Annotated in this window: 26 protein-coding genes and 1 tRNA gene; 18 read left to right on the forward strand and 9 right to left on the reverse strand. The window is 63.5% G+C overall.

The genetic code is table 11. The features are described 5' to 3' along the window. From AC1Z32_RS13570 to AC1Z32_RS13595, 6 genes are all read left to right on the forward strand, one after another. The gene (locus AC1Z32_RS13570) at window positions 1-807 is read left to right on the forward strand and encodes an FAD binding domain-containing protein (RefSeq protein WP_483479152.1); all 807 of its coding nucleotides are present in this window, start codon (window positions 1-3) and stop codon (window positions 805-807) included. Further along, complete coding sequence (locus AC1Z32_RS13575; RefSeq protein ID WP_483481624.1) at window positions 807-1700, forward strand: AAA family ATPase; 894 nt, start codon at window positions 807-809, stop codon at window positions 1698-1700. Before AC1Z32_RS13570 ends, AC1Z32_RS13575 begins: the two co-directional genes overlap by 1 nt. Continuing rightward, window positions 1679-2890 carry a vWA domain-containing protein gene (locus AC1Z32_RS13580; RefSeq protein WP_483479153.1) on the forward strand — a complete coding sequence of 404 codons (1212 nt, stop codon included), beginning with the start codon at window positions 1679-1681 and terminating at the stop codon, window positions 2888-2890. The genes AC1Z32_RS13575 and AC1Z32_RS13580 overlap by 22 nt, the downstream gene beginning before the upstream one ends. Continuing rightward, on the forward strand, window positions 2881-3453 hold the full coding sequence (locus AC1Z32_RS13585; RefSeq protein WP_483479154.1) for an SRPBCC family protein: 573 nt from the start codon (window positions 2881-2883) through the stop codon (window positions 3451-3453). The genes AC1Z32_RS13580 and AC1Z32_RS13585 overlap by 10 nt, the downstream gene beginning before the upstream one ends. Next, window positions 3426-4445, forward strand: a complete 1020-nt coding sequence (locus AC1Z32_RS13590; protein WP_483479155.1) for an XdhC family protein — start codon at window positions 3426-3428, stop codon at window positions 4443-4445. The genes AC1Z32_RS13585 and AC1Z32_RS13590 overlap by 28 nt, the downstream gene beginning before the upstream one ends. Before the next feature lie 135 nt (window positions 4446-4580). After that, on the forward strand, window positions 4581-5795 hold the full coding sequence (locus tag AC1Z32_RS13595) for a PepSY-associated TM helix domain-containing protein (RefSeq protein ID WP_483479156.1): 1215 nt from the start codon (window positions 4581-4583) through the stop codon (window positions 5793-5795). Between the two features lie 30 nt (window positions 5796-5825). On the opposite strand, the gene AC1Z32_RS13600 is transcribed toward AC1Z32_RS13595, so the two are convergent. From AC1Z32_RS13600 to AC1Z32_RS13610, 3 genes are all read right to left on the reverse strand, one after another. Next, window positions 5826-6554 carry a PepSY-associated TM helix domain-containing protein gene (locus tag AC1Z32_RS13600; RefSeq protein ID WP_483479157.1) on the reverse strand — a complete coding sequence of 243 codons (729 nt, stop codon included), beginning with the start codon at window positions 6552-6554 and terminating at the stop codon, window positions 5826-5828. A 176-nt stretch (window positions 6555-6730) separates the two neighbouring features. Further along, window positions 6731-7762 (reverse strand): serine/threonine protein kinase, encoded by a 1032-nt coding sequence (locus AC1Z32_RS13605; protein ID WP_483479158.1) that lies wholly within the window; start codon window positions 7760-7762, stop codon window positions 6731-6733. A gap of 82 nt (window positions 7763-7844) precedes the next feature. Next, window positions 7845-8057 carry a hypothetical protein gene (locus tag AC1Z32_RS13610; protein ID WP_008352308.1) on the reverse strand — a complete coding sequence of 71 codons (213 nt, stop codon included), beginning with the start codon at window positions 8055-8057 and terminating at the stop codon, window positions 7845-7847. Window positions 8058-8383: 326 nt separating this feature from the next. On the opposite strand from AC1Z32_RS13610, the gene AC1Z32_RS13615 reads away from it, so the two are divergent. Beyond that, complete coding sequence (locus tag AC1Z32_RS13615; protein ID WP_483479159.1) at window positions 8384-9646, forward strand: MFS transporter; 1263 nt, start codon at window positions 8384-8386, stop codon at window positions 9644-9646. A gap of 227 nt (window positions 9647-9873) precedes the next feature. Next, on the forward strand, window positions 9874-10056 hold the full coding sequence (locus AC1Z32_RS13620; protein ID WP_041730863.1) for a hypothetical protein: 183 nt from the start codon (window positions 9874-9876) through the stop codon (window positions 10054-10056). A gap of 43 nt (window positions 10057-10099) precedes the next feature. On the opposite strand, the gene AC1Z32_RS13625 is transcribed toward AC1Z32_RS13620, so the two are convergent. Beyond that, the gene (locus tag AC1Z32_RS13625) at window positions 10100-10804 is read right to left on the reverse strand and encodes a dienelactone hydrolase family protein (protein ID WP_483479160.1); all 705 of its coding nucleotides are present in this window, start codon (window positions 10802-10804) and stop codon (window positions 10100-10102) included. Window positions 10805-11344: 540 nt separating this feature from the next. Between AC1Z32_RS13625 and AC1Z32_RS13630 the strand changes: the two genes are divergently transcribed. Continuing rightward, the gene (locus AC1Z32_RS13630; protein ID WP_062601521.1) at window positions 11345-12490 is read left to right on the forward strand and encodes a branched-chain amino acid ABC transporter substrate-binding protein; all 1146 of its coding nucleotides are present in this window, start codon (window positions 11345-11347) and stop codon (window positions 12488-12490) included. A 61-nt stretch (window positions 12491-12551) separates the two neighbouring features. On the opposite strand, the gene AC1Z32_RS13635 is transcribed toward AC1Z32_RS13630, so the two are convergent. After that, entirely contained in the window at window positions 12552-13775 is a 1224-nt protein-coding gene (locus AC1Z32_RS13635) for an MFS transporter (RefSeq protein ID WP_483479161.1), read from the reverse strand. A 156-nt stretch (window positions 13776-13931) separates the two neighbouring features. Between AC1Z32_RS13635 and AC1Z32_RS13640 the strand changes: the two genes are divergently transcribed. The 3 genes from AC1Z32_RS13640 to AC1Z32_RS13650 all read left to right on the forward strand — a co-directional run bounded on the left by AC1Z32_RS13640 (window position 13932) and on the right by AC1Z32_RS13650 (window position 16675). Next, a complete protein-coding gene (locus tag AC1Z32_RS13640) occupies window positions 13932-14612 on the forward strand; it encodes a HugZ family pyridoxamine 5'-phosphate oxidase (protein ID WP_483479162.1) in 681 nt (226 codons plus the stop codon). Between the two features lie 356 nt (window positions 14613-14968). Continuing rightward, window positions 14969-15271, forward strand: coding sequence for an H-NS histone family protein (locus tag AC1Z32_RS13645; RefSeq protein WP_062601518.1), 303 nt, complete (start codon window positions 14969-14971; stop codon window positions 15269-15271). 216 nt (window positions 15272-15487) lie between these two features. Then, the gene (locus AC1Z32_RS13650) at window positions 15488-16675 is read left to right on the forward strand and encodes a cation diffusion facilitator family transporter (RefSeq protein ID WP_483479163.1); all 1188 of its coding nucleotides are present in this window, start codon (window positions 15488-15490) and stop codon (window positions 16673-16675) included. Between the two features lie 10 nt (window positions 16676-16685). Here the strand turns inward: AC1Z32_RS13650 and AC1Z32_RS13655 are convergent, their stop codons facing one another. From AC1Z32_RS13655 to AC1Z32_RS13665, 3 genes are all read right to left on the reverse strand, one after another. Next, window positions 16686-17144, reverse strand: coding sequence for an Lrp/AsnC family transcriptional regulator (locus tag AC1Z32_RS13655; RefSeq protein ID WP_008352298.1), 459 nt, complete (start codon window positions 17142-17144; stop codon window positions 16686-16688). Between the two features lie 96 nt (window positions 17145-17240). Then, complete coding sequence (locus AC1Z32_RS13660; protein ID WP_483479164.1) at window positions 17241-17876, reverse strand: 3'-5' exonuclease family protein; 636 nt, start codon at window positions 17874-17876, stop codon at window positions 17241-17243. Further along, complete coding sequence (locus AC1Z32_RS13665; protein ID WP_483479165.1) at window positions 17873-18517, reverse strand: MBL fold metallo-hydrolase; 645 nt, start codon at window positions 18515-18517, stop codon at window positions 17873-17875. The genes AC1Z32_RS13660 and AC1Z32_RS13665 overlap by 4 nt, the downstream gene beginning before the upstream one ends. A gap of 664 nt (window positions 18518-19181) precedes the next feature. Here AC1Z32_RS13665 and AC1Z32_RS13670 point away from each other — a divergent pair. Beyond that, a complete protein-coding gene (locus AC1Z32_RS13670; RefSeq protein ID WP_483479166.1) occupies window positions 19182-19781 on the forward strand; it encodes a septal ring lytic transglycosylase RlpA family protein in 600 nt (199 codons plus the stop codon). A gap of 55 nt (window positions 19782-19836) precedes the next feature. Here AC1Z32_RS13670 and rsmI read toward each other — a convergent pair whose 3' ends face one another. Beyond that, window positions 19837-20727: a 16S rRNA (cytidine(1402)-2'-O)-methyltransferase gene (gene rsmI, locus AC1Z32_RS13675; protein ID WP_483481625.1), complete on the reverse strand. Its 891-nt coding sequence runs from the start codon at window positions 20725-20727 to the stop codon at window positions 19837-19839. Between the two features lie 47 nt (window positions 20728-20774). On the opposite strand from rsmI, the gene AC1Z32_RS13680 reads away from it, so the two are divergent. The 5 genes from AC1Z32_RS13680 to AC1Z32_RS13700 all read left to right on the forward strand — a co-directional run bounded on the left by AC1Z32_RS13680 (window position 20775) and on the right by AC1Z32_RS13700 (window position 23173). After that, complete coding sequence (locus AC1Z32_RS13680) at window positions 20775-21161, forward strand: YraN family protein (RefSeq protein WP_483479167.1); 387 nt, start codon at window positions 20775-20777, stop codon at window positions 21159-21161. A gap of 102 nt (window positions 21162-21263) precedes the next feature. After that, window positions 21264-21851, forward strand: coding sequence for a phosphoheptose isomerase (locus AC1Z32_RS13685; RefSeq protein ID WP_483479168.1), 588 nt, complete (start codon window positions 21264-21266; stop codon window positions 21849-21851). 23 nt (window positions 21852-21874) lie between these two features. Next, window positions 21875-22681, forward strand: a complete 807-nt coding sequence (locus AC1Z32_RS13690; RefSeq protein WP_483479169.1) for a BON domain-containing protein — start codon at window positions 21875-21877, stop codon at window positions 22679-22681. A 2-nt stretch (window positions 22682-22683) separates the two neighbouring features. Beyond that, on the forward strand, window positions 22684-23028 hold the full coding sequence (locus tag AC1Z32_RS13695) for a c-type cytochrome (RefSeq protein ID WP_483479170.1): 345 nt from the start codon (window positions 22684-22686) through the stop codon (window positions 23026-23028). Window positions 23029-23097: 69 nt separating this feature from the next. Then, window positions 23098-23173 (forward strand) — tRNA-Ala (locus tag AC1Z32_RS13700). Window positions 23174-23225: the final 52 nt, after the last annotated feature.

Raw genomic sequence — 23225 nt, forward strand, 5'->3', positions numbered from 1 at the left:
ATGTACTCATTCGACTATCAACGCCTGGGCGAAGCGAAGGCGGCCGTCGCCGCGCTGTCCGGCAACGACGACGCCAAATTTCTCGCGGGCGGCCAGAGCCTCTTGCCGACGATGCGCCTGCGGCTCGCGCAGCCATCGGTGCTGATCGACGTGACGCGCGTCGCATCGATGAAGAACATCACGCTCGATGGCGACAAGCTCACCATAGGCGGGGCGGTGTGCCATGCGCAGGTCGCATCGAACGCCGATGTGAAGAAGGCGCTGCCAGGACTCGCGGATCTCGCGGGCCGCATCGGCGACATGCAGGTGCGCGAGCGCGGCACGATTGGCGGCTCGCTCGCCAACGACGATCCCGCCGCGTGCTATCCGTCCGCCGTGCTCGCGCTGAACGCGACGGTCGTGACGGACAGAAGGCGCATCGCGGCGGACGATTTCTTCATCGACATGTATCAGACCGCGCTCGAACCCGATGAGCTGATCACCGCCGTCGAGTTTCCGCTCGCCGAGCGCGCGGGCTACGAGAAGTTTCGCAATCCGGCTTCGCACTTCGCGCTCGTCGGCGTGTTCGTCGCGAAGTTCAAGGATGGCGTGCGCGTCGGCGTGACGGGCGCGGCGTCTTCGGTGTTTCGTCCGGCCGAACTGGAAGCGGCGTTGTCGAAGGACTTTTCGGTGGCATCGGCGCGCAGCGTGAAGATTCTGCCCGACGAGCTGAACAACGACATGCACGCGAGCGCCGAATACCGCGCGCATCTGATTCCGGTGCTCGCGGGCCGCGCGATCGAGCGCGCGCTGTCGTTCCCGGCGTGATGCACGGCGAGCCCGCTTCCATCGACGAGACGCTCGCGCGCCTGCGCGAGCATCAGTACTTCGCGAACCGCGAGCTCGCGACGGCGCTCTTTCTCGCGCTCAGGATGCAGCGGCCGCTGTTTCTCGAAGGCGAGCCGGGCGTCGGCAAGACGGAGCTCGCGAAGGCGGCGGCGGGCTTGTGCGGCACCACGCTGCTGCGCCTGCAATGCTACGAAGGACTCGACACGGCGAGCGCGCTGTACGAGTGGGACTATCCGCGGCAGATCATGGCGCTGCGGCTCGCGGAGGCATCGGGCGAAACGCCGTCGAACGATTCGCTGTATCGCGGCGAGTTTCTGCTGAAGCGTCCGCTGCTTCAGGCGCTGCTGCCCGATCCCGTGAATCCTGACGCGCGCCGCGTGTTGCTGATCGACGAAATCGATCGCGCCGATGAGCCGTTCGAAGCGTTCCTGCTCGAACTGCTGTCGGATTTTCAGGTGTCGATTCCCGAGTACGGCACGGTGCGCGCCGCGCAGCCGCCGCTCGTCGTGATGACATCGAACCGCACGCGCGAAGTGCACGACGCATTGAAGCGCCGCTGTCTTTACCAGTGGATCGGCTATCCCGAGCGCGATGTCGAGCTCGCGATCGTCGCGGCGCGCGCGCCGGAAGCGGGGCAGGCGTTGCAAAAGCGCGCCGTCGCGTTCGTGCATGAACTGCGCACGCTGGATCTGTTCAAGGCGCCGGGCGTCGCGGAAACCATAGACTGGTGCCGCGCGCTCGCGGCGTTGTCGGTGTCGGAGCTCGATCCGCAATCGGTGCAGGACACGCTCGGCGTGCTGCTCAAGTATCAGGACGATCTCGCGCGCATGGACGCCGCCACGCTCGCACAATGCCTCTCCGCCAAGCAATGACGATGGAACCGTTCGCGCGCAACGTCGTGCATTTCGTCCGGCTCTTGCGAGGCGCGGGCCTCGGCATGTCGCCGGCGCATGCGGTCGATGCGCTCGACGCGCTGCGCTTCATCGATCTGAACCGCCGCGACGATGTGCGCGCGACGCTCGCATGCCTGCTCGTCCACGCGAGCGACGAGCGCGAGATCTTCGACGCCGCGTTCGATCTCTTCTGGCGCGATCCCGATTGGGAAGGCAAGCTGCGCGCGCTGCTTCTGCCGAAGGTGAAGAGCGGAATGCCGCCGCCGAAGCGCAACAACCGCCTCGCCGATGCATTGGCGACGCGCGCCGCGGCTTCATCGAAGGCGCCGGCGCCGGAATCGAAGCCCGAGGAAGCGCATGCGCGCATCACGTTCAGTTCGCAGGAACGGCTGAGCCATCGCGACTTCGACACGCTCACCGCCGACGAATGGCGCACGCTGCGGCATCAGATTCGCGCGCATCGGCTGCCGCTCGCGACCGAGCCGACGCGCAGGCTGAAGGCGGCATCGCGCGGCACGCACGCCGATCTGAAAGCGAGCGCGCGTCATGCCGTGCGTTCGGGCGGAGACTGGACCGTGTGGAAATATCGCGCGGCGGTGGAGCGCAGGCCGCCGCTCGTCTTGCTGCTCGATATTTCCGGCTCGATGAGCGCGTACTCGCGCGCCGTGCTCTATTTCTGCCACGCGCTGTTGCAGTCGCGCGAGCGCTTGCAGGTGTTTCTCTTCGGCACGCGTCTCACGAACGCGACGCGCGCATTGCGCGAACGCGATCCCGATGTCGCCATCGCGTCGCTTGGGGCATACGTCGCCGACTGGTCGGGCGGCACGCGCATCGGCGCCGCGCTCGCGGAGTTCAATCGACGCTGGGCGCGCCGCGTGCTTGCAGGACGTGCGACGGTGCTGCTCGTCACCGATGGCCTGGACCACGAAGCCATCGACGTGCTCGATGCCGAGATGCAAAGGCTCAGGCGCTTCGCGCATCGGCTGGTGTGGCTCAATCCGCTGTTGCGCTTCGCTGATTTCACACCGCGCGCGCGTGGCGTGCGCGCGATCTTGCCGCACGTCGATGCAATGCTCGCGGCGCATAACCTCGACAGCCTCGGCGCTGTCGGACGCGAACTCGCCGCTTTGTCGAAACACACGCCCATTGGAGGCACGCGATGGAACTGACCGAAACACACACGCTGCCGGTGCCGCAGGAGCGCGCGTGGGAAGCGCTCAACGACACATCGATTCTGAAAGTCTGCATCCCCGGATGCGATAGCATCGACGCCGACGGCGAGAATGCCTACAACGTCGCGATGACGGCGGCGGTCGGCCCGGTGAAGGCGCGCTTCAAGGGAAGAATGGAACTCACGAATATCGACGCGCCGCACACTTACACGATCGTGTTCGAAGGGCAGGGCGGCGCGGCCGGTTTCAGCAAGGGCACCGCGACGGTGAACCTCGAGCCCGGCGACGAAGCCGAGACGACGAAGCTCATTTACAGTGCGAACGCGCAGGTGGGCGGCAAGCTGGCGCAGATCGGCTCGCGGCTCGTCGACGGCGCGGCGCGCAAGATTGCGGGAGAATTCTTCAAGCGATTCAGCGCCCAGCTTCAGGGCGGGCAGGAATCACAGGATGCAGCCGCCGGCGACGAAAGCAATAACGGCGGCGATAACGGCGGCGATAACGGCGGCGAAGGGCAGCAGAAAGGAAAGAAATCATGGACAGCGTGGATCTCGAAGTCCTGAAGAACAGCGCGCGATGGCTCGAACAAGGGCATCGCGTATTGCTCGTGACGGTGGTGAAGACGTGGGGCTCGTCGCCGAGGCCGGAGGGCGCGATGCTCGCCGTGCGCGACGATGGCCACGTCGCCGGCTCGGTGTCGGGCGGTTGCATCGAGGACGATCTCATCGACCGCGTGCGGCAGCGCGGCATCGAGCAGACGAAGCCGGAAGCGGTGAAGTACGGCATCAGCGCGGAAGAGGCGCATCGGTTCGGCTTGCCGTGCGGCGGCACGATCCAGCTCGTGCTGGAGCCTTTGACGATGACGAGCGGCATCGCGGAACTGTGCGCGGCCGTGGAAAGCGGGCGGCTCGTTGCGCGCACGCTCGACATGGCGACGGGCGAAGCGCGCCTCGAACCCGCGCAAGCGACAGACGGCGTGCATTTCGACGACGAGCGGCTTCTCACGATTCACGGCCCGCGCTATCGGATGCTGGTGATCGGCGCGGGGCAGTTGTCGCGGTATCTGTGCAGCATCGCGGTCGGGCTCGACTATCAGGTGACCGTGTGCGATCCGCGCGAGGAATACACGGAAGAGTGGAATGTGCCGGGCACGACGATCGTGCGCACCATGCCCGACGACACCGTCATGGACATGAAGCTCGACGAGCGCTGCGCGGTGATCGCGCTCACGCACGATCCGAAGCTCGACGATCTCGCGCTGATGGAAGCGTTGAAGACGCCGGCGTTCTATGTCGGCGCGCTCGGTTCGCGGCGCAATAACGCGGCGCGTCGCGAGCGCCTGAAGGAATTCGATCTGAACGAGGCCGAGCTCGCGCGGCTGCATGGGCCGGTGGGCATCTATATCGGCAGCAGGACGCCGCCGGAGATTGCCGTGTCGATTCTCGCCGAAGTGACGGCGGCGAAGAACGGCGTTTCATTGCCCGAGTTGTTGCGGGTAGAAGGGGCGAAGGCGGCGAGAGAAATCGCCGGGAAAGGCGAAATCTGCGGCGTTTGAGCGCGCCGGACGCATTACAAAAGGATGACGAAGCGCGATCCGCGCCGAGCGTCTGGCTATATAATAATCGTTCTCATTTGCGCGGCCATTGCGGCTGACGCGAAGCCTTTCCCCTTCAGCTCAAAATCTCATCGAATGCCCGGCAAGTTTTTGACCGGCGATGACCGGCGCGCGGCTCCGCGCGCCGATGCATCGCCCGACTCGCGCTCGTCCGCGGACAAACGCCATATGAGCCAGCGCGCGCTGCGCGTGTGGTCGATCGTGCATCGCTGGACGAGCCTCGTCTGCACGGCGTTCATGTTGCTGCTTTGCCTGACGGGCTTGCCGCTCGTGTTCGGCCACGAGCTCGACATCCTCACCGGCGATGCGATCGAAGCGCCCGAACTGCCCGCGGCGCAGGCGAACGCGCGCGCGAGCTATGACGCGGTGTTGCAAGCTGCATTGAAGAACCACGCGGGCCATGTGCCGCAATACATGATCTGGGAGCCGGACGAACCGCTGCTGCCGATCATCGTGACCGCGCCGCACGCCGACACGCCGCCCGACGATACGCTCAGCACCACTGTCGACGCGCGCACCGCGCATCCGCTCGGCATGCCGCCCGGCAAAGGCTCGCTCAAATTCGTGCTGCTGAAGCTGCACGTCGACATGTTCGCTGGACTCTTCGGCAAGCTCTTTCTCGGCGCGATGGGCGTGATGTTTCTCGCGGCGATCGTGTCGGGCGTGGTCGTGTATCTGCCGTTCTGGCGCAAGGTCAGGCTCGGGCGCGTGCGCCTGAAAAAGAAGCGGCGAATCGTGTGGCTCGACTGGCACAACGCGCTCGGCATGTTGACGCTCGCGTGGGCGCTGCTCGTCGGCGCGACGGGGTCGATCAACACGCTCGCCGATCTGATGCTGGAAGCGTGGCGCAACGATCAGCTCGCGCAGATGGTCGCGCCGTATCGGGGGCAGCCGCCGGTGGCCGTGCGCGCCTCTGTCGACGATGCCGTGAGCACCGCGCACGGCGCGGCGCCCGGCATGATTCCGTCATTCGTCGCGTTTCCGGGGACACGCTTCGCGAGCCCGCACCACTATGCCGTTTGGATGCGCGGCGACGGTATCCTCACGACGCGGATCATGCGGCCGGTACTCGTCGATGCATCGACGGGCGCGCTCACGGATTCGCGCGAATTACCCTGGTATCTGAAGGTTCTGCTCGGCTCGCAGCCGTTGCACTTCGGGGATTTTGGCGGGATGCCGCTCAAGATTTTCTGGGCGGCCTTCGATGTGCTGACGATCGTCGTGCTGGGGAGCGGGCTTTATCTCTGGCTCACGCGGCATAACCCGAGGAAGGGGAAGCGGGCCGCATGAGCGGCCGCCAGGCGCGTATTGCCCGGGAAATCAGATCAACCCGCAGACAATCGCCGCGATCAGCGACGCAGCCACGATCACCACGCCCGCCGTGCGCTTCTTGTTGAGCTCGGTCCACAGCAGCACGCCCGTCAGCGACAGCAGCACGATGCTGCCCGCGAACGTATCGATGAGCAGCACCCATCCCACGCTCAAACCGACGCCCTTGTGGAGATTGGTCATCATCGCGAGGAAGGTGTTTTCGGTGCGCTTCACCGACACGAAATTGTTGCCGACCCAGTACTCCGCCATCACGCCGCCGCCGGGCGACGCCACCATCACCGACCATTGTTCCGGCTGCATTGTGCTCTTGTCGCCCCAGCCGACCGGATGCGCCGGCTCTTTTCGCGCGCGACCGAGATTGCCCTCGATCTTCAGTTCCTTCTTGAGCCACAGGCCCATGTCGCGCGGCGTCTTGAAGCCTTCGGCCGGCAGCGGTATCTGCATTTGCGAAACCTGCGGCTCGCCCGTGGAAATGCGCAGCGGCGGCGCGCGGTGATTCAGCAGGAAGCCCGTCACACCGAAGAGGAGGCCGAGCAGCGCGCCCCACAAGCCGATCCACCCATGCACCTTGCGCAGCCACTTCAGGAACGTCGAGCGGCGCGAGCGGTTCTTGCGCACGAACTGCTCGGCGTCGTCGATGAGCCGACCATGCGGACGGTAATGCGTCGGGCCGCTCGTCGCGGGCGGCTGTGGATTGAGGGTGTCGGGCGCGTTCACGCGTCTCTCCAGAATCGGGCGTTGGCAGGCAAAGCCGCGCCCCGACCGGCTAGACGCGAACGGACGCGCGGCGATCGACGAAAGGCGGGCAAATGAGAATTGTTATCATTACACGCGGCAAAGCGCTTTTCAATGCTTTGCGATTGCCTGACAGTGCGTGAATGTGACGAAAAATTTCAGATGGGCCAGAGCGGGCCTTCCTGCATCGCGCCGACTTGCTCGCGCAATTCGAGGATGCGGTCTTCCCAGTAGCGCTGGGAGTTGAACCACGGAAACGCGGCGGGGAACGCGGGATCGTTCCAGCGGCGCGCGAGCCACGCCGAATAATGGATCAGCCGCAACGTGCGCAACGCTTCGATCAGGTACAGCTCGCGCGGATCGAACTCGCAAAAATCCTCGTAACCCGCGAGCAGGTCCGTCAGCGCGCGCGATGCGTCCGCGCGGCCGGCGGGCAGCAGCAGCCACAGATCCTGAATCGCCGGGCCCATGCGGCTGTCGTCGAAATCGACGAAATGCGGGCCCGCGTCGGTCCATAGCACGTTGCTCGGATGACAGTCGCCGTGCAGGCGCAGATGGCGCACGTCGCCGGCGCGCTCGAAGCATTGCGCGACGCCTTCGAGCGCCATCGAAACGACCGTTTCCCAGGCTTCGCGCACATCGGCGGGAATGAAGCCGTGCGTCAGCAGATAGTCGCGCGGCTCGTAGCCGAATGTATCGATGTCGAGCGTCGGCCGCTCGCGATACGGCTCGATCGCGCCCACCGCGTGAATCCGTCCGATGAAGCGCCCGAGCCATTCGAGCGTGTCGCTGCGGTCGAGATCGGGCGCGCGTCCGCCGCGCCGCTCGAAAATGGAAAAACGAAAGCCTTCGAATTCGTGCAGCGTTTTCCCTTCGTAAGCGCGCGCCGGAACCGCCGGAATCTCGCGCGCGGTGAGGCTCGCGACGAACGCGTGCTCTTCGAGAATCGCCGCATTCGACCAGCGTTTCGGCCGATAAAACTTCGCGACGACCGGTGCGCCGTCTTCGACGCCGACCTGATAAACGCGGTTCTCGTAGCTGTTGAGCGGCAGGAGGCGGCCGTCGGTGCGCTCGCCTGCGGGAAGCAACACGCTGTCGAGCGCGTCGAGCACGCGCTCGGGCGTGAGGCCGGAGAAGGGCGGCGCGTCGTCGGCGGGCGCGCCCTGGGAGTCGGGATGGATCGTGTTCATCCCGGCATTGTGCCGCGCCTTCGCGCGGACGGCATCAGCGCATCGATGCGGCGCGCTGCTTATCGCTGCTTTTCGCTGCTGCTCAATGTACGACCGTATTCGAAGGACGCACGACGTCGCCCGTATCGATCAGATCTTCGAGAAAGAAGGGCTCCGTATTGAGCAACTTAGTTACGCCGGGCTCGCCCGCGTACCAGGCGACCATCGCCATGTCGCCGAGAATGCGCATGACGATGCCGCGCGCGCCTTGAGGCACGGCAATATGCACGGAGCGGACAATCGAACCGATTTGCATGATGAATCCCCGTTTCAACGCCGGCTGAGGATGTGACGCCGGTCAAATATATTTCACCAAGCACAGGCTTTTCACGGCTCGTGCACCAGACTTTTCGCCGCATTTTTATTGCGGGAAGCGCGACATACGCGGCTTTCATGAACGATTGTGCTCTTACTTTAGCGCATCGCGGCGCGTCGGCGCGATGCCAATCGCCGAGTTATGTTGCCGATCGCCGACGCATGGCAGTAATTACTCGGCGATCGTCGTGCAAAAGCGCCTGTCGCATTAGGCAAAACCCTTAGGAACGGCGTATCGTTGAGGGTTTTTCAGCGGAGACTTCATTCGTGAACGCATCATCGGCGCCGCAGCCGCCGAACTCCGAAGGTAACGCAAACCGCGCCGCCGATGCCGCGCCGTATCTCGAACGCGGCTCGCGCGCTTACTGGCGCGCCTCGCTCGCGCTGCTGTTCGCCGGTTATGCGACCTTTTCGCTGCTGTATTGCGTGCAACCGCTGCTTCCCGAGTTCACGAAGGCATTCGGCGTCAGTCCGGCGGTCAGCGCGCTCACGGTGTCCGTGAGCACGGCGGCGCTTGCGATCGCCATTTTCATCGCCGGCTTCGTCTCGGAAAGCTGGAGCCGCCATCGGCTGATGACGATGTCGCTGCTCGCGTCTTCGGTGCTGACGGTCGTCGCCGCCGCGCTGCCGGACTGGCACGCGCTGCTCGTCGTACGCGCGCTCGAAGGTTTCGCGCTCGGCGGCGTGCCTGCCGTTGCGATGGCTTATCTCGCCGAAGAAGTGCATCCCGAAGGCCTCGGTCTCGCGATGGGTCTTTACGTCGGCGGTACGGCCATCGGCGGCATGGCGGGGCGCGTGATCAGCGGCATCCTCGCTGATCTGTTCGGCTGGCGCATCGCGATCGCCGGAATCGGATTGCTGGGCCTGCTCGCCACACTCGCGTTTCGCTCGCTACTGCCGCCGTCGCGGCGCTTCAAGCCTCGGCGCGGCGTCGGATTCGCGCATCATCGGCGCTCGCTCGGCGGGCATTTGCGGCATGGCGGCTTGCCGTTTCTGTTCCTCATCGGCTTCGTGTTGATGGGCAGTTTCGTCACGCTCTATAACTACGTCGGCTACCGGCTGCTCGGTGCTCCGTTCCGGCTGAACCAGACGCAGATCGGCGCGATTTTCACGGTGTATCTGACGGGCGTCGTCGCGTCGCCGTGGTCCGGCAAGATGGCCGATGCCTTCGGGCGCGGCCGAGTGCTCATAGCGAGCCTTGTCCTGATGATGCTCGGCATCGCGCTGACCCTGTCGAACTCGCTGGCGGTGATCATCGCGGGTATCGCGTGCCTGACTTTCGGCTTCTTCGCCGGGCATTCGGTCGCGAGCGGCTGGGTTGGACGGCTCGCCGCGCAGGCGAAAGGGCAGGCCGCCGCGCTTTATCTGCTCGCGTATTACATCGGGTCCAGCCTGATCGGGTCCTACGGCGGCCACTTCTGGACCGCGTTCGGATGGCCGGGCGTGGCGGGATTGATCGGCGCGCTGCTGCTCGTCGGACTGGCGGGCGCTGCGTGGCTCGATCGGCGTGAGCGCGCTGCGATCGCCTGATAATAGAAAGCGAATTGAAATACGACGAATCTAAGGGTTTTTACGTGCTCGCTTAATAGCGGGCGCGTCCAAGCCCTTGTTGCGCAACGATTTCGTACGTCGAGTCAGTCTCCCATCGCACGAAGATGCGCCGACGCCTCGCACCGAGCGGCCTATACTCGAATTGTCGATGCCGCGTTTCAGCGCACGACGATCGCAGCCAGAAGCAGGACGATGGGAGACGCACTATGACGTACTTCACGATCGGCGACTTCATTCTGATCATCCCGATGGCGCTTGCTGGCGCACTGTTTCTCGGGGCCATTCCCTGCGCAACGCACTTCAAGAACAACGTGCTGCGTGTATTCGGCGCGCTCCTGGGCGTGCTCGCCGCTTTCCTGCTCGTCGAAGGGCTGCCTGCATTGATATAGCGAGCGCGGCACTCGACGCGCGCTCGCCTGGCGGGTTCTTCTATTACAGATGCTCACCGAGGAAGGTCAGCGTTCGCCCGTGCGCGAGCGCCGATGCCTTCGCGTTGTACGACGCGCGATCGCCGCAGTTGAAGCCGTGATCGGCCTGAGCGTAGACGTATAGCTCGGCATTCTTGCGGCCCGAGAATTTCTGACGCACGGCATCGACCGCATCGGCGGGGATATGCGCGTCGAGTTCGCCGTAGTGGAACTGCATCGGCACCTTGACCTGGTCGGCCTTGTCGAGCGCGTTCTGAATGCCGCCGCCGTAGTAAGCCACCCCGACATCCACCGAACCTTGCGCCGCCGCGAGATACGCGAGCCGGCCGCCGAAGCAATACCCGATGGCAGCGACCTTGCCCGTCACCTCCGGCAGCGCGCGCAGCGCCTTGGCCGCCGCGCCGACATCCGCGACTGCGGCATCCAGTTGGGTCTTTTGCAGCAGCTCCATCGCCTTCTCGCGATCCGCGCCTTCGTATCCCAGCTCGACGCGCGGCTGCGTGCGCCAGAAGACGTCCGGCGCGAGCGCGACGTAGCCATCGGCGGCGTATTGATCGGCGACGCTGCGGATGTGGCCATTCACCCCGAAGATCTCCTGCAGGATGATCACGGCGGGCCCGGTTCCCGTCTTCGGCAACGCGAGATAGCCCTGGAAGCTGCCGCCATCGGCGGGAATGTCGATCCAGCGGGAAGTCACGGATACGGTCACGGCGAAACTCCTTGTGTTTGTGCGAAGGTTGGCCGGTGAGTGTGCCAGCTTTCCCTTTCAGTCGCCCTGAACGCCTGCACCTGGCGTGGCACGCCGTTTGACGCGCGGCGCGATTTTAGAGGCGCCAATCTAAACGCGAGCTAAAAACAGGCTTTAAAAAACAGGCTAATGATGCCGGAGGCAGAGATTATCGGCGCGTGTCCGTCAAACTTGAACGATGGCCAAACCTTTGCGCGCCGATGTCGCGCAAACCCGCATGTACAGGGCGTCTTCGGGGAACGCCACCACAAACGGCCGCGCGTCACAACTGGCCGTTAATTGGTAGTGACACCAGTATCTTAAAAAACTTCCCTAAATTAATTTGACAACCCTACACTTGCGCGCAGTGCGGACGGCGGCCGTCACAAATGGCCTGCCGGAAGGACTTGCCAAGTGCATGACGATGCATCCGGCGTGGTCGTCCACGGGACTGAGCGATCGTGATGAAAGACGGGGCACAGGGCGATTACGTTGTTTTTGGGACCGAAACTGGAGACTTACATGAACACCAAGCTTCACAAACTGTTGCCGATCAGCGCCGCAGCCGTGCTGTTCGCTACGTTGGCAACGACCGCAGCAGCCGACCAGGTCGTCAAGATCGGTCACGTCGCTCCGCTGACCGGCGGCATTGCTCACCTGGGCAAGGATAACGAAAACGGCGCGCGGCTCGCAGTCGAAGAGATCAACGCGAAGGGTCTCACGATCGGCGGCGAGAAGATCACGCTGCAACTGGACCCGCAAGACGACGCCGCTGACCCGCGTACCGCCACCCAGGTCGCGCAGAAGCTCGTCGACGACAAGGTCGTCGCGGTCGTCGGTCACCTGAACTCCGGCACGTCGATCCCGGCATCGAAGATCTACAGCGATGCAGGCATCGTTCAGATCTCCCCGTCGGCAACGAACCCGGCCTACACGCAGCAAGGCTTCAAGACGACGTACCGCGTCGTCGCGACCGATGCGCAGCAAGGCCCGGCGCTCGCCAACTACGCAGCGAAAAGCCTGAAGGTGAAGACCGTCGCCGTCGTCGACGACTCGACCGCTTACGGCCAGGGTCTCGCGAACGAGTTCGAGAAGACCGCCAAGGCGCTCGGCCTGAAGGTGATCTCGCATGACGCGACGAACGACAAGGCTGTCGATTTCCGCGCGATTCTGACGAAGATCAAGGGCGAAAACCCCGACGCCGTGATGTACGGCGGCATGGACGCAACGGGCGGCCCGTTCGCGAAGCAGGCGAAGCAGCTCGGCCTGCGCGCGAAGGTTCTCGCGGGTGACGGCGTTTGCACGGAAAAGCTGGCTGATCTCGCCGGCGACGCGACCGACAACGTCGTGTGCTCGGAAGCGGGCATGGCGCTCGAGAAGATGGAAGGCGGCGCGGCGTTCGGTGCCAAGTTCCAGAAGCGCTTCGGCCAGCCGATCCAGATCTACGCGCCGTTCACGTATGACGCGGTGTACATCATCGTCGACGCGATGAAGCGTGCGAACTCGGTCGATCCGGCCAAGATCCTCGCCGCGATGCCGAACACGGACTACAAGGGTGTGATCGGCCAGACCTCCTTCGATTCGAAGGGCGATCTGAAGCACGGCGTGATCTCGCTGTACGACTACAAGAAGGGCAAGAAGACCCTGCTCGACGTCGTGAAGATGTAATTTCCTTCGGACTTTCCGAAGTCCAGAAAAGCGCGCGGTTCCGAAAGGGCCGCGCGCTTTTTCATATCTTCAGGCGCCTGAGAATTTTCGGTCCGATGAGCGTGATGACTGCGCAGCACGCCGCCACGACGCACAGGCCGATCGGCAGATTGCTGATCTGCGCGACACCGCCGATCAGCACCGGCCCGAACAGCAAACCGAAGTACGCGAGCCCCGCAACCTGCGCGAGCCCTTCGGCCGCCGTCACGCCTTCGACGCGTGCCGCCGCCGCGAACAGCACCGGCATCATGTTCGCGAGGCCGAGGCCCATCAGCGTGAAGCCGGTCATCGTGACGATGGTGTTCGGCAGCACGAGCGCCATCACCATGCCGACGAACGCGAGCCCCGCGCTGCCGAAGATCAGCTGAGGCGCGCCAAAGCGCGCCCGCACCGCGTCGCCGCCGAAGCGCCCGGCTGCCATGCCGCCGGAGAAAGCCGCGTAGGCCGCGCTCGATACCGAAGGCGTGGCCTCCACGACATCGCGCATATAAACAGTCGCCCAGTCATACATGGCGCCTTCCGCGATCAGCGCGACGAGCGCGAGGCCGCCGAGCGCCCATAGCGCGCCCGAACGCCAGCGGTTCGACGACGATGCCTTCGCGTGCTCGTCGTGATGCGGCACGTGCGGCAATACCGAGGGCATCGAAACCAGAAGCACGAGCAGACTCACGCCCGAGGCGAGCGCGAGATGCGCGGCGGGCGCGAGCCCGTGCGCGAGCAGCGCGCCGCCTGCCGCCGCGCCCGCCATCCCGCCGATGCTGAACATGCCGTGCAGCGACGACATGATCGGCCGCGCCAACGCCTGCTCGACCGCGCTTGCCTCGGCGTTCATGGCGACATCGAGCGTTGCCATGCCGAAGCCGAAAATCGCGAGCACGATCAGCAGCAGCCAGTACGACGGCGTCACGAGAATCAGCGAGCCGCAGAGCATCATCGTGATGCCGCCCGCCATGCATGCGGTACGCGTGCCGGCGCGCGCGATCCACGAACCGGTGGTGAGCATGGCGAAGATCGAGCCGCCCGCGACCGCGAGCAGTGCGAATGAGAGCATGCCCGGGCTCAGGGCGAACTTGTCGCGCACGGTTGGCACGTGCACGCCCCACGACGCGTACATCATGCCCGCGATGAAGAACACGGCCATGGTCGCGTAACGGGCGCGGGCCCGCGTGGCGGGCGGAAGGCTGCGATGCAGCGCGAGCGTCGGATTGGACTCGCGGGCGGAGGGGGCGGTAGTCGAGTCGGACACGGAAGGGACGGTCGTTGATAAGTTGCGTGAAATGCGAGGAAACCGGAGATGATGCCATCGGGCGCGAAGGCTTTCGATTCTATCGAACGGCCAGGAGACACGCTCGGACACGCTGCATTACCATCGATCGATCATTCACGAACGCACGAGGCCCGGATGCACATTCCGTCGCAAGCGCCGCTTCATCTGCTGCATCGCGTGTCCGAAGGCACGCTCGCCACGCATTCGCGCGAGCCGCGCGGCTTTCCGTATCCGACAGCGTTGCCGTTCGCGCTCACCGCGCGCCATATGCCGATGCTGCTCATCAGCCATCTCGCCGAGCACACGCGCAATCTTCACGCCGATGCGCGGGCCGGTTTCCTGGTTTCGCATGCCACGGAGGGCGGCGTGCTGGAAGGACAGCGCCTGACGATGCTCGGCAGTTTCTTGCCGGCCACGCCGGACGAAAGCGGCGACCTCGCGCGGCGCTACTTGCGCTATCACCCGGACGCGGAGCGCTATCTGGAACTCGGCGATTTCTCTTTCTGGGTGATGTCGCTCGAACGCATGCGATATATAGGCGGTTTCGGGGCGATGGGCTGGCTTGCCGGCGCTGAGCTCGATTCGCTCGAGCCGCTTTCCGCCGCGGACGAGTCCGAGCTTTGCGAATATTCCGATGCTTATCTGGAGCGTCCCGAAAATCTCAGGTTATTGGGGATAGACCGTTACGGTTGCGATTTGATGCTTGGCGGCACCCGCAATCGTTTTACGTTCGATTACCCCAAACTGACGATCGAGGAATTGCGGGCCGCGCTTATCGATTGTTTTGAGCGGGAGGGCGGAATTTCCCCCCAATAGACCGCGGCTGTTACGGCCCGAATTCGCTTCCGGCGCGCGGATTGCGAATCGAACCCCGCGAAGTTGCCATCGGATGAAACTTTCCGGGCAAGGTTTATTGCGGTGTTTTCATCCCGTGCCATCGCGTTTTGGTGCAATCGATTGATCCGCGTCTTTATGTCCGCTCAGCGTCGACCGCAAACTTCGGAATATTCGGCAATTGTTACGAAGAAAGATGCGAAACTTTTATTGAGTGACTATTCGCACATGCCGCGATAATCCGATTTGTGTTAATCTGCGTGCCAGTCCGAGGCTATACTCATAACTGAAAGCGAGCGCATCGATTCGCAAGTCAGCAAACCACTTAGGGAATTGCCATGCCTTCATACAAGGAACTCCTCGCGCAGCGCGAGTCTCTCGAACGTCAGATCGAAGAAGCAAAGTCGCGCGAATACGCCGAAGTACTTAATGAGATCAAGCAGAAAATGTCGGATTATGGGATCACGCTTCAGGAACTGGCGGGTGGCCGGAGCGCGAAAGGCGCGAAGGCGTCGCGCAGCCGTTCTGGCGTAGCGCCGAAATATCGCGACCCGGAAAGCGGCAGCACCTGGTCGGGCCGTGGCAAGCCCCCGAAGTGGATTGCTGGGCAAGATCGGGACAATTTCCTGATCGGCAAGTAATTCCGAAAACATCTCGGGCATATTAAAAGGCCGCGTCGGTTCGACGCGGCTTTCTTCATTTGGGCGGGCATTTTGCAGGGCGCACGGCAGCGGCTCGCGCGGACTTATCGTCAGGCGCAAGTGCCTGATTCTTAAGAAATGCTTTCGGGCATCCGCAAATGTGCGGCAGCTTAACGGCTGATAAAATCTGGAAATGCCGGGCTCAAGTCAAATTACATGTCGCTTTCAACAGCACAGGCCGCCGAAAAGCAGGAAGTCGCGCGAAGAACCACCTGGACAAGCATTGCGCTAAATAGCGGACTTACCACGGCGCAACTGATCGTGGGCTTTGCCGCGCACTCACAGGCGTTGATTGCGGACGGCGTTCATTCGCTGGCCGACCTCGTCTCCGATTTTATCGTTCTGATTGCCAATCGACAGGCTGCCGCCGCACCCGATGTCGATCACAACTACGGCCATAGCCGTTATGAAACGGTCGCTTCCTTATTCCTCGGCGGATTGTTGATCGCGGTCGGCGCCGGAATGTTGTGGCGCGCAGGGGAGCGAATCGTCAACCTTCAGGATATTCCGCCGGTAAAAGTGGGCGCGCTCGCCGTCGCGATAATTGTCCTCGTTTCGAAGGAAGCGCTCTTTCGTTATATGCTGCGCGCAGCCGAACGAGTCCGTTCCGCCATGCTCGTCGCAAACGCATGGCATGCACGCTCGGACGCGGCATCGTCACTCGTGGTCACACTCGGAATTATCGGCAGTCTGGCTGGCTTCCGAATTCTGGATCCGATTGCCGCCGCGCTGGTCGGATTTTTGATCGGAAAGATGGGATGGACGTTCGCGTGGGACGCATTACAAGATCTTTCCGATCGCGCGCTCGATCAGGCGACAACGGACGATTTGCGCGGCATTTTGCTGAGCACGCCCGGAGTGCGCGAAGTTCACGAGTTGCGCACGCGGAAAATGGGAGATCTCGCCATCGTCGACGCGCATATTCTCGTCGACCCGCTCATTTCGGTTTCGGAAGGTCATTACATCGCCGAATCGGCGCGCGCGAACGTGCTGGCTGATACGCGCGTCATCGATGCGCTCATTCACGTCGATCCTGAAAGCGATGCGCTCAATCCGCTGCCGGGCAACTTCCCTTTGCGCTCGACCGTAAGCGACGCGGTGCGCGCCGCGTTCGCGCAACAGGGCTTGGCGGTCGACACGTTGAATCTCCATTACCTGAGCAGCGGTTTCAATGTCGATGTCGTGTTGCCCGCCGCGAGCGCAGCCGACTCCGCCGCCAGGCTGAAGGCGATCGATTTCGATGCGCTCAGGCAGCAGATTGGCGCGCGTCAGATTCACGTGACGCAGGAAATCGGCCTCGCGCCCTCTGCGGCATCGAGGCCCGTGATCGACACGCCCCGCTGAAAGCCGCTGTTCAGAGCGGCAATTGCGTATCGAACTTGATTTCGCGCAGCACGACGCTCGTTCTTACCTGCGCGACGGCAGGAATCTTGAAGATGCGGTCGTGCAGAAACGCGTCGTACGCCTTGATATCCGGCGCGACGATCTTGAGGATATAGTCCGATTCGCCCGTGGTGCTATAGCACTCGGTCACTTCAGGGCACGTGGCGATCTCGCGCTCGAACTGCTCGACGCCGCCTTCGGTATGCCGCGTCAGATGAATATGCGCGAGCGCGCAAACGTGAAGGCCGAGCTTTTCGCGGTCGAGCAGCGCGGTATAGCGCTGAATGACGCCCGATTGCTCCATGTCCTTGATGCGGCGCCAGCACGGCGTGCTCGACAAGCCGACCTGATCAGAGATTTCCTGAACGGAGCGCCGTGCGTCCAGTTGCAGAAGACGCAGGATTTTTTGTGAGAATGTATCGAGAGTCAACTGCGCCTCCGTTCGGTCGCGATTTGACTCTAATGGTAGAGGCGCCGAAAAAGAAAGGCAATGCAATGCGCCCCACACTGAGGGAGTTTCCCTAACTCACTGGCCTGGCTGCGCGGTTTTACCTTCAGTGTTGCCGTTCAGCTCGGCCGATGCCTGTGCCAGCGCGGCTTGCGAGGCGCGCAGCTCCGCGAGCATGTTGCAAAAGAGCGCGCCTTGCTCGATCGCGTCGTCGAGTGCGACATGCGTATGCGGGTGCTCGTCGAACCAGTGTTTCGGCAGACGCGGCTTGATCGCCTTGCGATACGGCAGGCCGGTCATCGCGAAGGCGAGCGTCTTGATGTCGAGCGCCGACCAGGAAAACGGGCAGCGCTCGGCGAAGCGCATCATGTACCAGAACATATAGGTGAAGTCGAAGCCCGCCGGATACGCGACGAAGACCGGCTTGCCAGGCAGTGCCTCGACCCATTCGACATAGGCCGGGAGCGCGATCTCCGGCTTCTGCAGATCTTTGCGGCACGCGGCCCAGGCGTCGGGTTGCGTCTTCCACCAGGCGGCCTGCACCGGATGCGGCGCCGCGCCTTCCAGCGTTTCGAGATTCGCGGAGAACGTGCCGATGAGCTGCTTGTCCGCCGTGTAAGCCGCCGACGCGAAGCTCAGCATCGAATGCGGGCCGGGGATCGGGCCATCGGCTTCGACGTCCGTGCTGACGTAGATTTCGGGAATCGCGTTCACGCTGCCACTCCGTCGCGTACGAACGGGTTGCTGCGCCGTTCTTCGCCAAAGGTCGACGCCGGGCCGTGGCCGGGGACGAACGTGACATCGTCGCCGAGCGGCCACAGCTTTTCGCGGATCGAGCGGATGAGCTCCGCGTGATTGCCGCGCGGAAAATCGGTGCGGCCGATCGAGCCGGCGAACAGCACGTCGCCGACGAACGCCAACTCGTGCTCGCGGCTGAAGAACACGACGTGACCCGGCGTGTGACCGGGGCAAAAGTAGACTTCCATCGATTCGTTGCCGAACTGCACGGTGTCGCCGTCGTCCAGCCAGCGCTCCGGCGTGAACGCTTCTGCGTTCGAGAAACCGAAGCGCTGGGTCTGTGCCGGCAACTGGTCGATCCAGAACGCGTCTTCGCGATGCGGTCCTTCTATTTGTATGCCGTAATGGTCGGCAAGCGCCCTGGCGCCGCCGCAGTGATCGAGATGACCATGCGTCAGGAGAATTTTTTCGACAGTCACGCCCTGACGCTCGGCCTCCGCGATGATGCGATCGATGTCGCCGCCCGGGTCGACGATGGCAGCGCGCATCGTCGCCTCGCAGATCACGATGGAGCAGCTCTGTTGAAAGGGCGTCACGGGAACGAGAATGACTTTCATATGACTGTCGTCGATGCAGCTGGGCCTGTAAAAACGTTCATTGTACCGGTGCCACAACACGGGCGACGGCAACCGCCGCATTGTCCGAAAAGCACGAAAACCCGGCAATTCTTACGGTCATAGCGAAAATCAATGACGATTCGTTGGGTCCGGCGAGCCAGACCACGGTTTTTTTGTATAATGGCACTACTTGTGCATGGGTCTAACCATGCCGTCAATAGGCGAATGCTGAAACGCTAGTGCGTTTTTACAATCGCCGTCAGTACGCTGTTGGGGGCCAAAAGCCTCGCAATTGCAACTCAAGCACCATCAGTAGGTGCACACGTCTTGTCCGGCCAGACGCCGCGCGTCTGTGAGATGGCCTTAGCTGCCGTCATGCCGGATGGGGCCTACGCCGCCGTTCCTGCGCTCACTTGGTTTTTACAGCGCACGAACGTGATGCCACGTTCGATGGCGGCATGTGGGGTCTGGTCAGGCTGCCGGGGACAGGTTGCGCCAGACGTGAACAATAACCGGGCGTTTGCGGCACGAGTACGCCGCGTCCGAGCACAGTTCGCCGTTCGCTTGACCGAGCGGCGTTCTGCTTTGCGCGGAAAAGCCTCGAGCAGCCTTGCGCGCGCCGACCAGCGCAGCGCGGCCGCTCCTTTATCGTTGAAACACGTCTATGAATGCTCGATTTATTCGACATGTCGGGAGCCTGCTAGCAGTTGGTGTGCTGGCCGGTTGCGCCGCGCCGGGTTCGGGCGATGTCGCATCCAATCCTCAGACGCCTGGCTCCCTCAGCACGAGCGGTGCCCGCTCGATGGCGCCGCTCGCCTTCGATTCGCACCTCTCCTCCGTGCCGGCCGACAAGCCGGCGCAGTCGCTCTCGGACGCCGAGCCGATCACGTCCGGTCCGAACGTCGGCGAGTTCGAACAGAAGGGCAAGGCGTCGTGGTACGGCCGCATGTTCCATGGCCGCAAGACCGCGAGCGGCGAGAAGTTCAACATGAACGCGATGACCGCCGCGCATCGCACGCTGCCGCTGGCGTCGTGGGTGCGCGTGACGAACGAGTCCAACCACAAGACGGTGGTCGTGAAGATCAACGACCGCGGTCCGTATGTGCGCGGCCGCGTGATCGACTTGTCGTACGCTGCCGCGGCGGCGCTCGGCATGCGCGGCGCCGGCACGCAGAAGGTGAAGATCGAAGGGCTCACGCAGCAGGAAGCGCGTGCGGCGCGTGAAGAGCAGGCTCAGTCGCTCGCCGATGACAACGTGAACTGATTGCGCCTCGCGCTTCGCAGCACCAAGACGGGCCGTCCTCGCGACGGCCCGTTTTTCATTCTTCTTCGCCTTCGTCCCGCTTGGCGAGCTTCAGCGCGCGCTCGTAGAGCGCGTTGCGCGACGCGCCCGTCAACGTCGCGGCGATGCGCGCCGCGCTCTTCACCGACAACTCTTCCAGCAGCGTCGAGAGCAGCGCGTCATGCGCATCCTCGGTGTCCTGTGTCTCGGGCGCGCCTTCCACCACCAGAACGAATTCGCCGCGCTGGCGATTCGCATCGCCTTCGAGCCACGTTGGCCCTTCGGCCAGGGTGCAGCGATGGAGGCTCTCATGTAACTTCGTCAACTCGCGGGCGATCAGCATTTGCCGGTCGCCGCCGAAAGCGTCGGCAAGCGCGCGCGCGGTGTCGACGATGCGATGCGGCGCTTCATAGAACACCAGCGCCATCGGATGATTCGCGAGCGTGCGCAGTTGCGCGGCGCGCTGTTTCGGCTTCGTCGGCAGGAAGCCGACGAACGAGAACCCGCTCACCCATGCGCCCGCCGCGCTCAGTGCTGTTGTGAGCGCGCTCGCGCCCGGCAGCGGAATGACGGGCAATCCTGCTTCGCGCACGGCATCGACGAGACGCGCGCCGGGATCTGAAATGCCGGGCGTGCCCGCATCCGATACACACGCGATGCGCTCGCCGTTTTTCAGATGCTCGATCACGCGCTCGGCGGCGCTGCGTTCGTTGTGCTCGTGCACCGCAATCGACGGCTTCGAGATGCCGTAGCGCGCGAGCAGTTGCGCGGTGTTGCGCGTGTCCTCGGCGGCGATGCGATCCGCGAGTTCGAGCACATGCAGCGCGCGCACGGTGATGTCGGCCGCATTGCCGATGGGCGTCGCGACCACATAGAGTGCGCCCGTCGGATAGTTCTGCCCGGCGGCGAGTTCGGAGATCTGAAGCATGAGCGCGGGCGTCGAAGGAAAGGACGTCATTTTGCCATGCGCGATCCTTGCTGCCAGTCGACAACTTTTATGGAGGAGTCTTGTCCAAAACGCTCGGCGATGCATTTGAGTCGCACGCGCTCGAGTTCCTGCAGCGGCAACGCATGCGCCTCGTTGCGCGTAACGTGACGTGTCGCGGCGGCGAGATCGATCTCGTCATGCTCGATGAACGCGGCGCGCTCGTGTTCGTCGAAGTGCGGGCGAGAAGAAGCGGGCGTTTCGCGAACGCCGCCGCGAGCGTCGATGCGAGAAAGCGCGCGCGCCTCGTGCACGCCGCGCAGCACTTTCTTGCGACATGGCGCGGCGCGCTGCCCGCGTGCCGCTTCGATATCGTCGCGTTCGATGCGGGTCGCATCCACTGGATGCCCGATGCGTTTCGCGCCGACGAAGCATGAGCGCGGTTCGCAGCATGATGCATGCGGTAAACTGCGCAACAACCGACGCTTCGGGCGTCATGCCATAGACCGCCGCGCGCCGCGGCCGATGATCGAGAGTCGATGTCAATCGAACGTATTCAACAGCAATTCCGCGACAGCGCGGCACTCAAACTCGACGCACTCGATGCGCTGGCGGTTCCGATCGCGGCCGCTGTCGATACGCTCTTCGGCGCACTCGCCAACGGCAACAAGATTCTCGTCTGCGGCAACGGCGGTTCGGCTGCCGACGCGCAACGGTTCGCGGCGCAACTGATCGGCCGCTTCGAGCGTGAGCGGCCGGGCTTGCCGGCCATCGCGCTCACGACAGATACATCGATTCTCACGGCTATCGGCAACGACTATGCATTCGAGCAGATCTTCTCGAATCAGGTCCGCGCGCTCGGCCAGTCGGGCGACGTGCTGCTTGCGATCAGCACGTCGGGGAACTCGGTCAACGTGCTCGCGGCGATTCAGGAAGCGCACGGCCGCGAGATGATCGTGATTGCGCTCTCGGGCAAGGGCGGCGGCGTGATGTCCGAAGTGCTCGCCGAAACCGACATTCATATCTGCGTGCCGTCCGACCGGACCGCGCGCATTCAGGAAGTCCATCTGCTGACCATTCACTGTCTGTGCGACGGCATCGATGCGATGCTGCTCGGAGACGACTGAAACTGAAAGGGGGAACGGAGTTGATGAACAAGACACGCGTCAAGGCGACGCTGGCCCAAGCCACGCTAGTGGTGAGCATGTTGTCGGGAGTCGCATTGACGTTGCAGGGCTGCGCGCTCGCGGTCGTCGGCGCGGCGGCCGGCGGCACTTTGATTGCCACGGATCGCCGCACGCTCGGCGCGCAGACCGAAGACCGCGAGATCCAGGTGAAGGCGCTTTCGCGGATCAACGAGAATCTGCCCGATACGGCGCATGTCAACGTGACTGTGTTTAACCGTCGCGTGCTGCTGACCGGTGAAGTCCCCGATGATGCGTCGAAGCAGAAGGCCGAGGCGGTGGCGCGCGATATCAACAACGTCGGCAGCATCGTCAACGAGCTGGCGGTTCAGGGCGCGAGCTCGATCTCGTCGCGCGCGAACGACTCGTATCTCGAAGGCCGTGTGAAGACCGCGATGGTCGGCGAGACGGACTTGCGCGCGAACTACTACAAGGTCGTGTGCGAACGGAGCGTCATCTATCTGATGGGGCTTGTCACGCAGGATGAAGGCGCGCATGGCGCGGATGTCGCCGCGCGCACCGCGGGCGTCGAGCAGGTTGTGAAGGTGTTCCAGTACATCAAGCCGGAAGAGGCGCAGGCGCTGGAAGCTGCGGCCGCATCCGATGCGAGCGCGGTGTCCGCTGCGAGCGCGCCGGCGCCGGCCGAAGCGACGGTCGGCACGGTGCCGGATTCGGGCGTGACATCGCGTCCGCTGGATATGCAGTCGCCCGCGCCCGTGAAGAGCTCGGATGTGCATCCGGGTAATCCGAGTCCGGCAAAGGCGGTGAAGTGAGCATGTTGCGTGTGATTTTCGGCGCGGTGCTCGTCGCCGCATCTTTGGCTGCGTCTGCTGCGGAGCAGCCCGTTTCCAACACGAGTGCAAATGCGATGGCGATCGCACGCGGCAATGCGTGCATGGGCTGTCACGCTATCGATCGGAAGCTGGTGGGGCCGTCGTTTCAGCAGGTCGCCGAGAAGTACAAGGGCCAGCCCCAGGCGAACGCGCAGCTCGAAAAGAAAGTGAAGAACGGCGGCGCGGGCGTCTGGGGCCCGATTCCGATGCCGTCGCATCCCAGGATGAGCGATGGGGATATAAAGACCGTCGTCGCGTGGATTTTGACGGGAGCGCCGCAGAAGTGAAAGCGGAGCGGAAGCGTCCGCTGGGGCTTGCCTGAGGGCGAATTTGCTGTGGTACAATTTTGATTCGTTGGGGGGGTAGCTCAGCTGGGAGAGCGTCGCGTTCGCAATGCGAAGGTCGGGAGTTCGATCCTCCTCCTCTCCACCACGAATTCGAAGGGCTTGGCCTGAACCCCAAGCCCTTTTTCATTCCCCCGCCC

The organism is Caballeronia sp. 11_S32 (assembly GCF_056930355.1).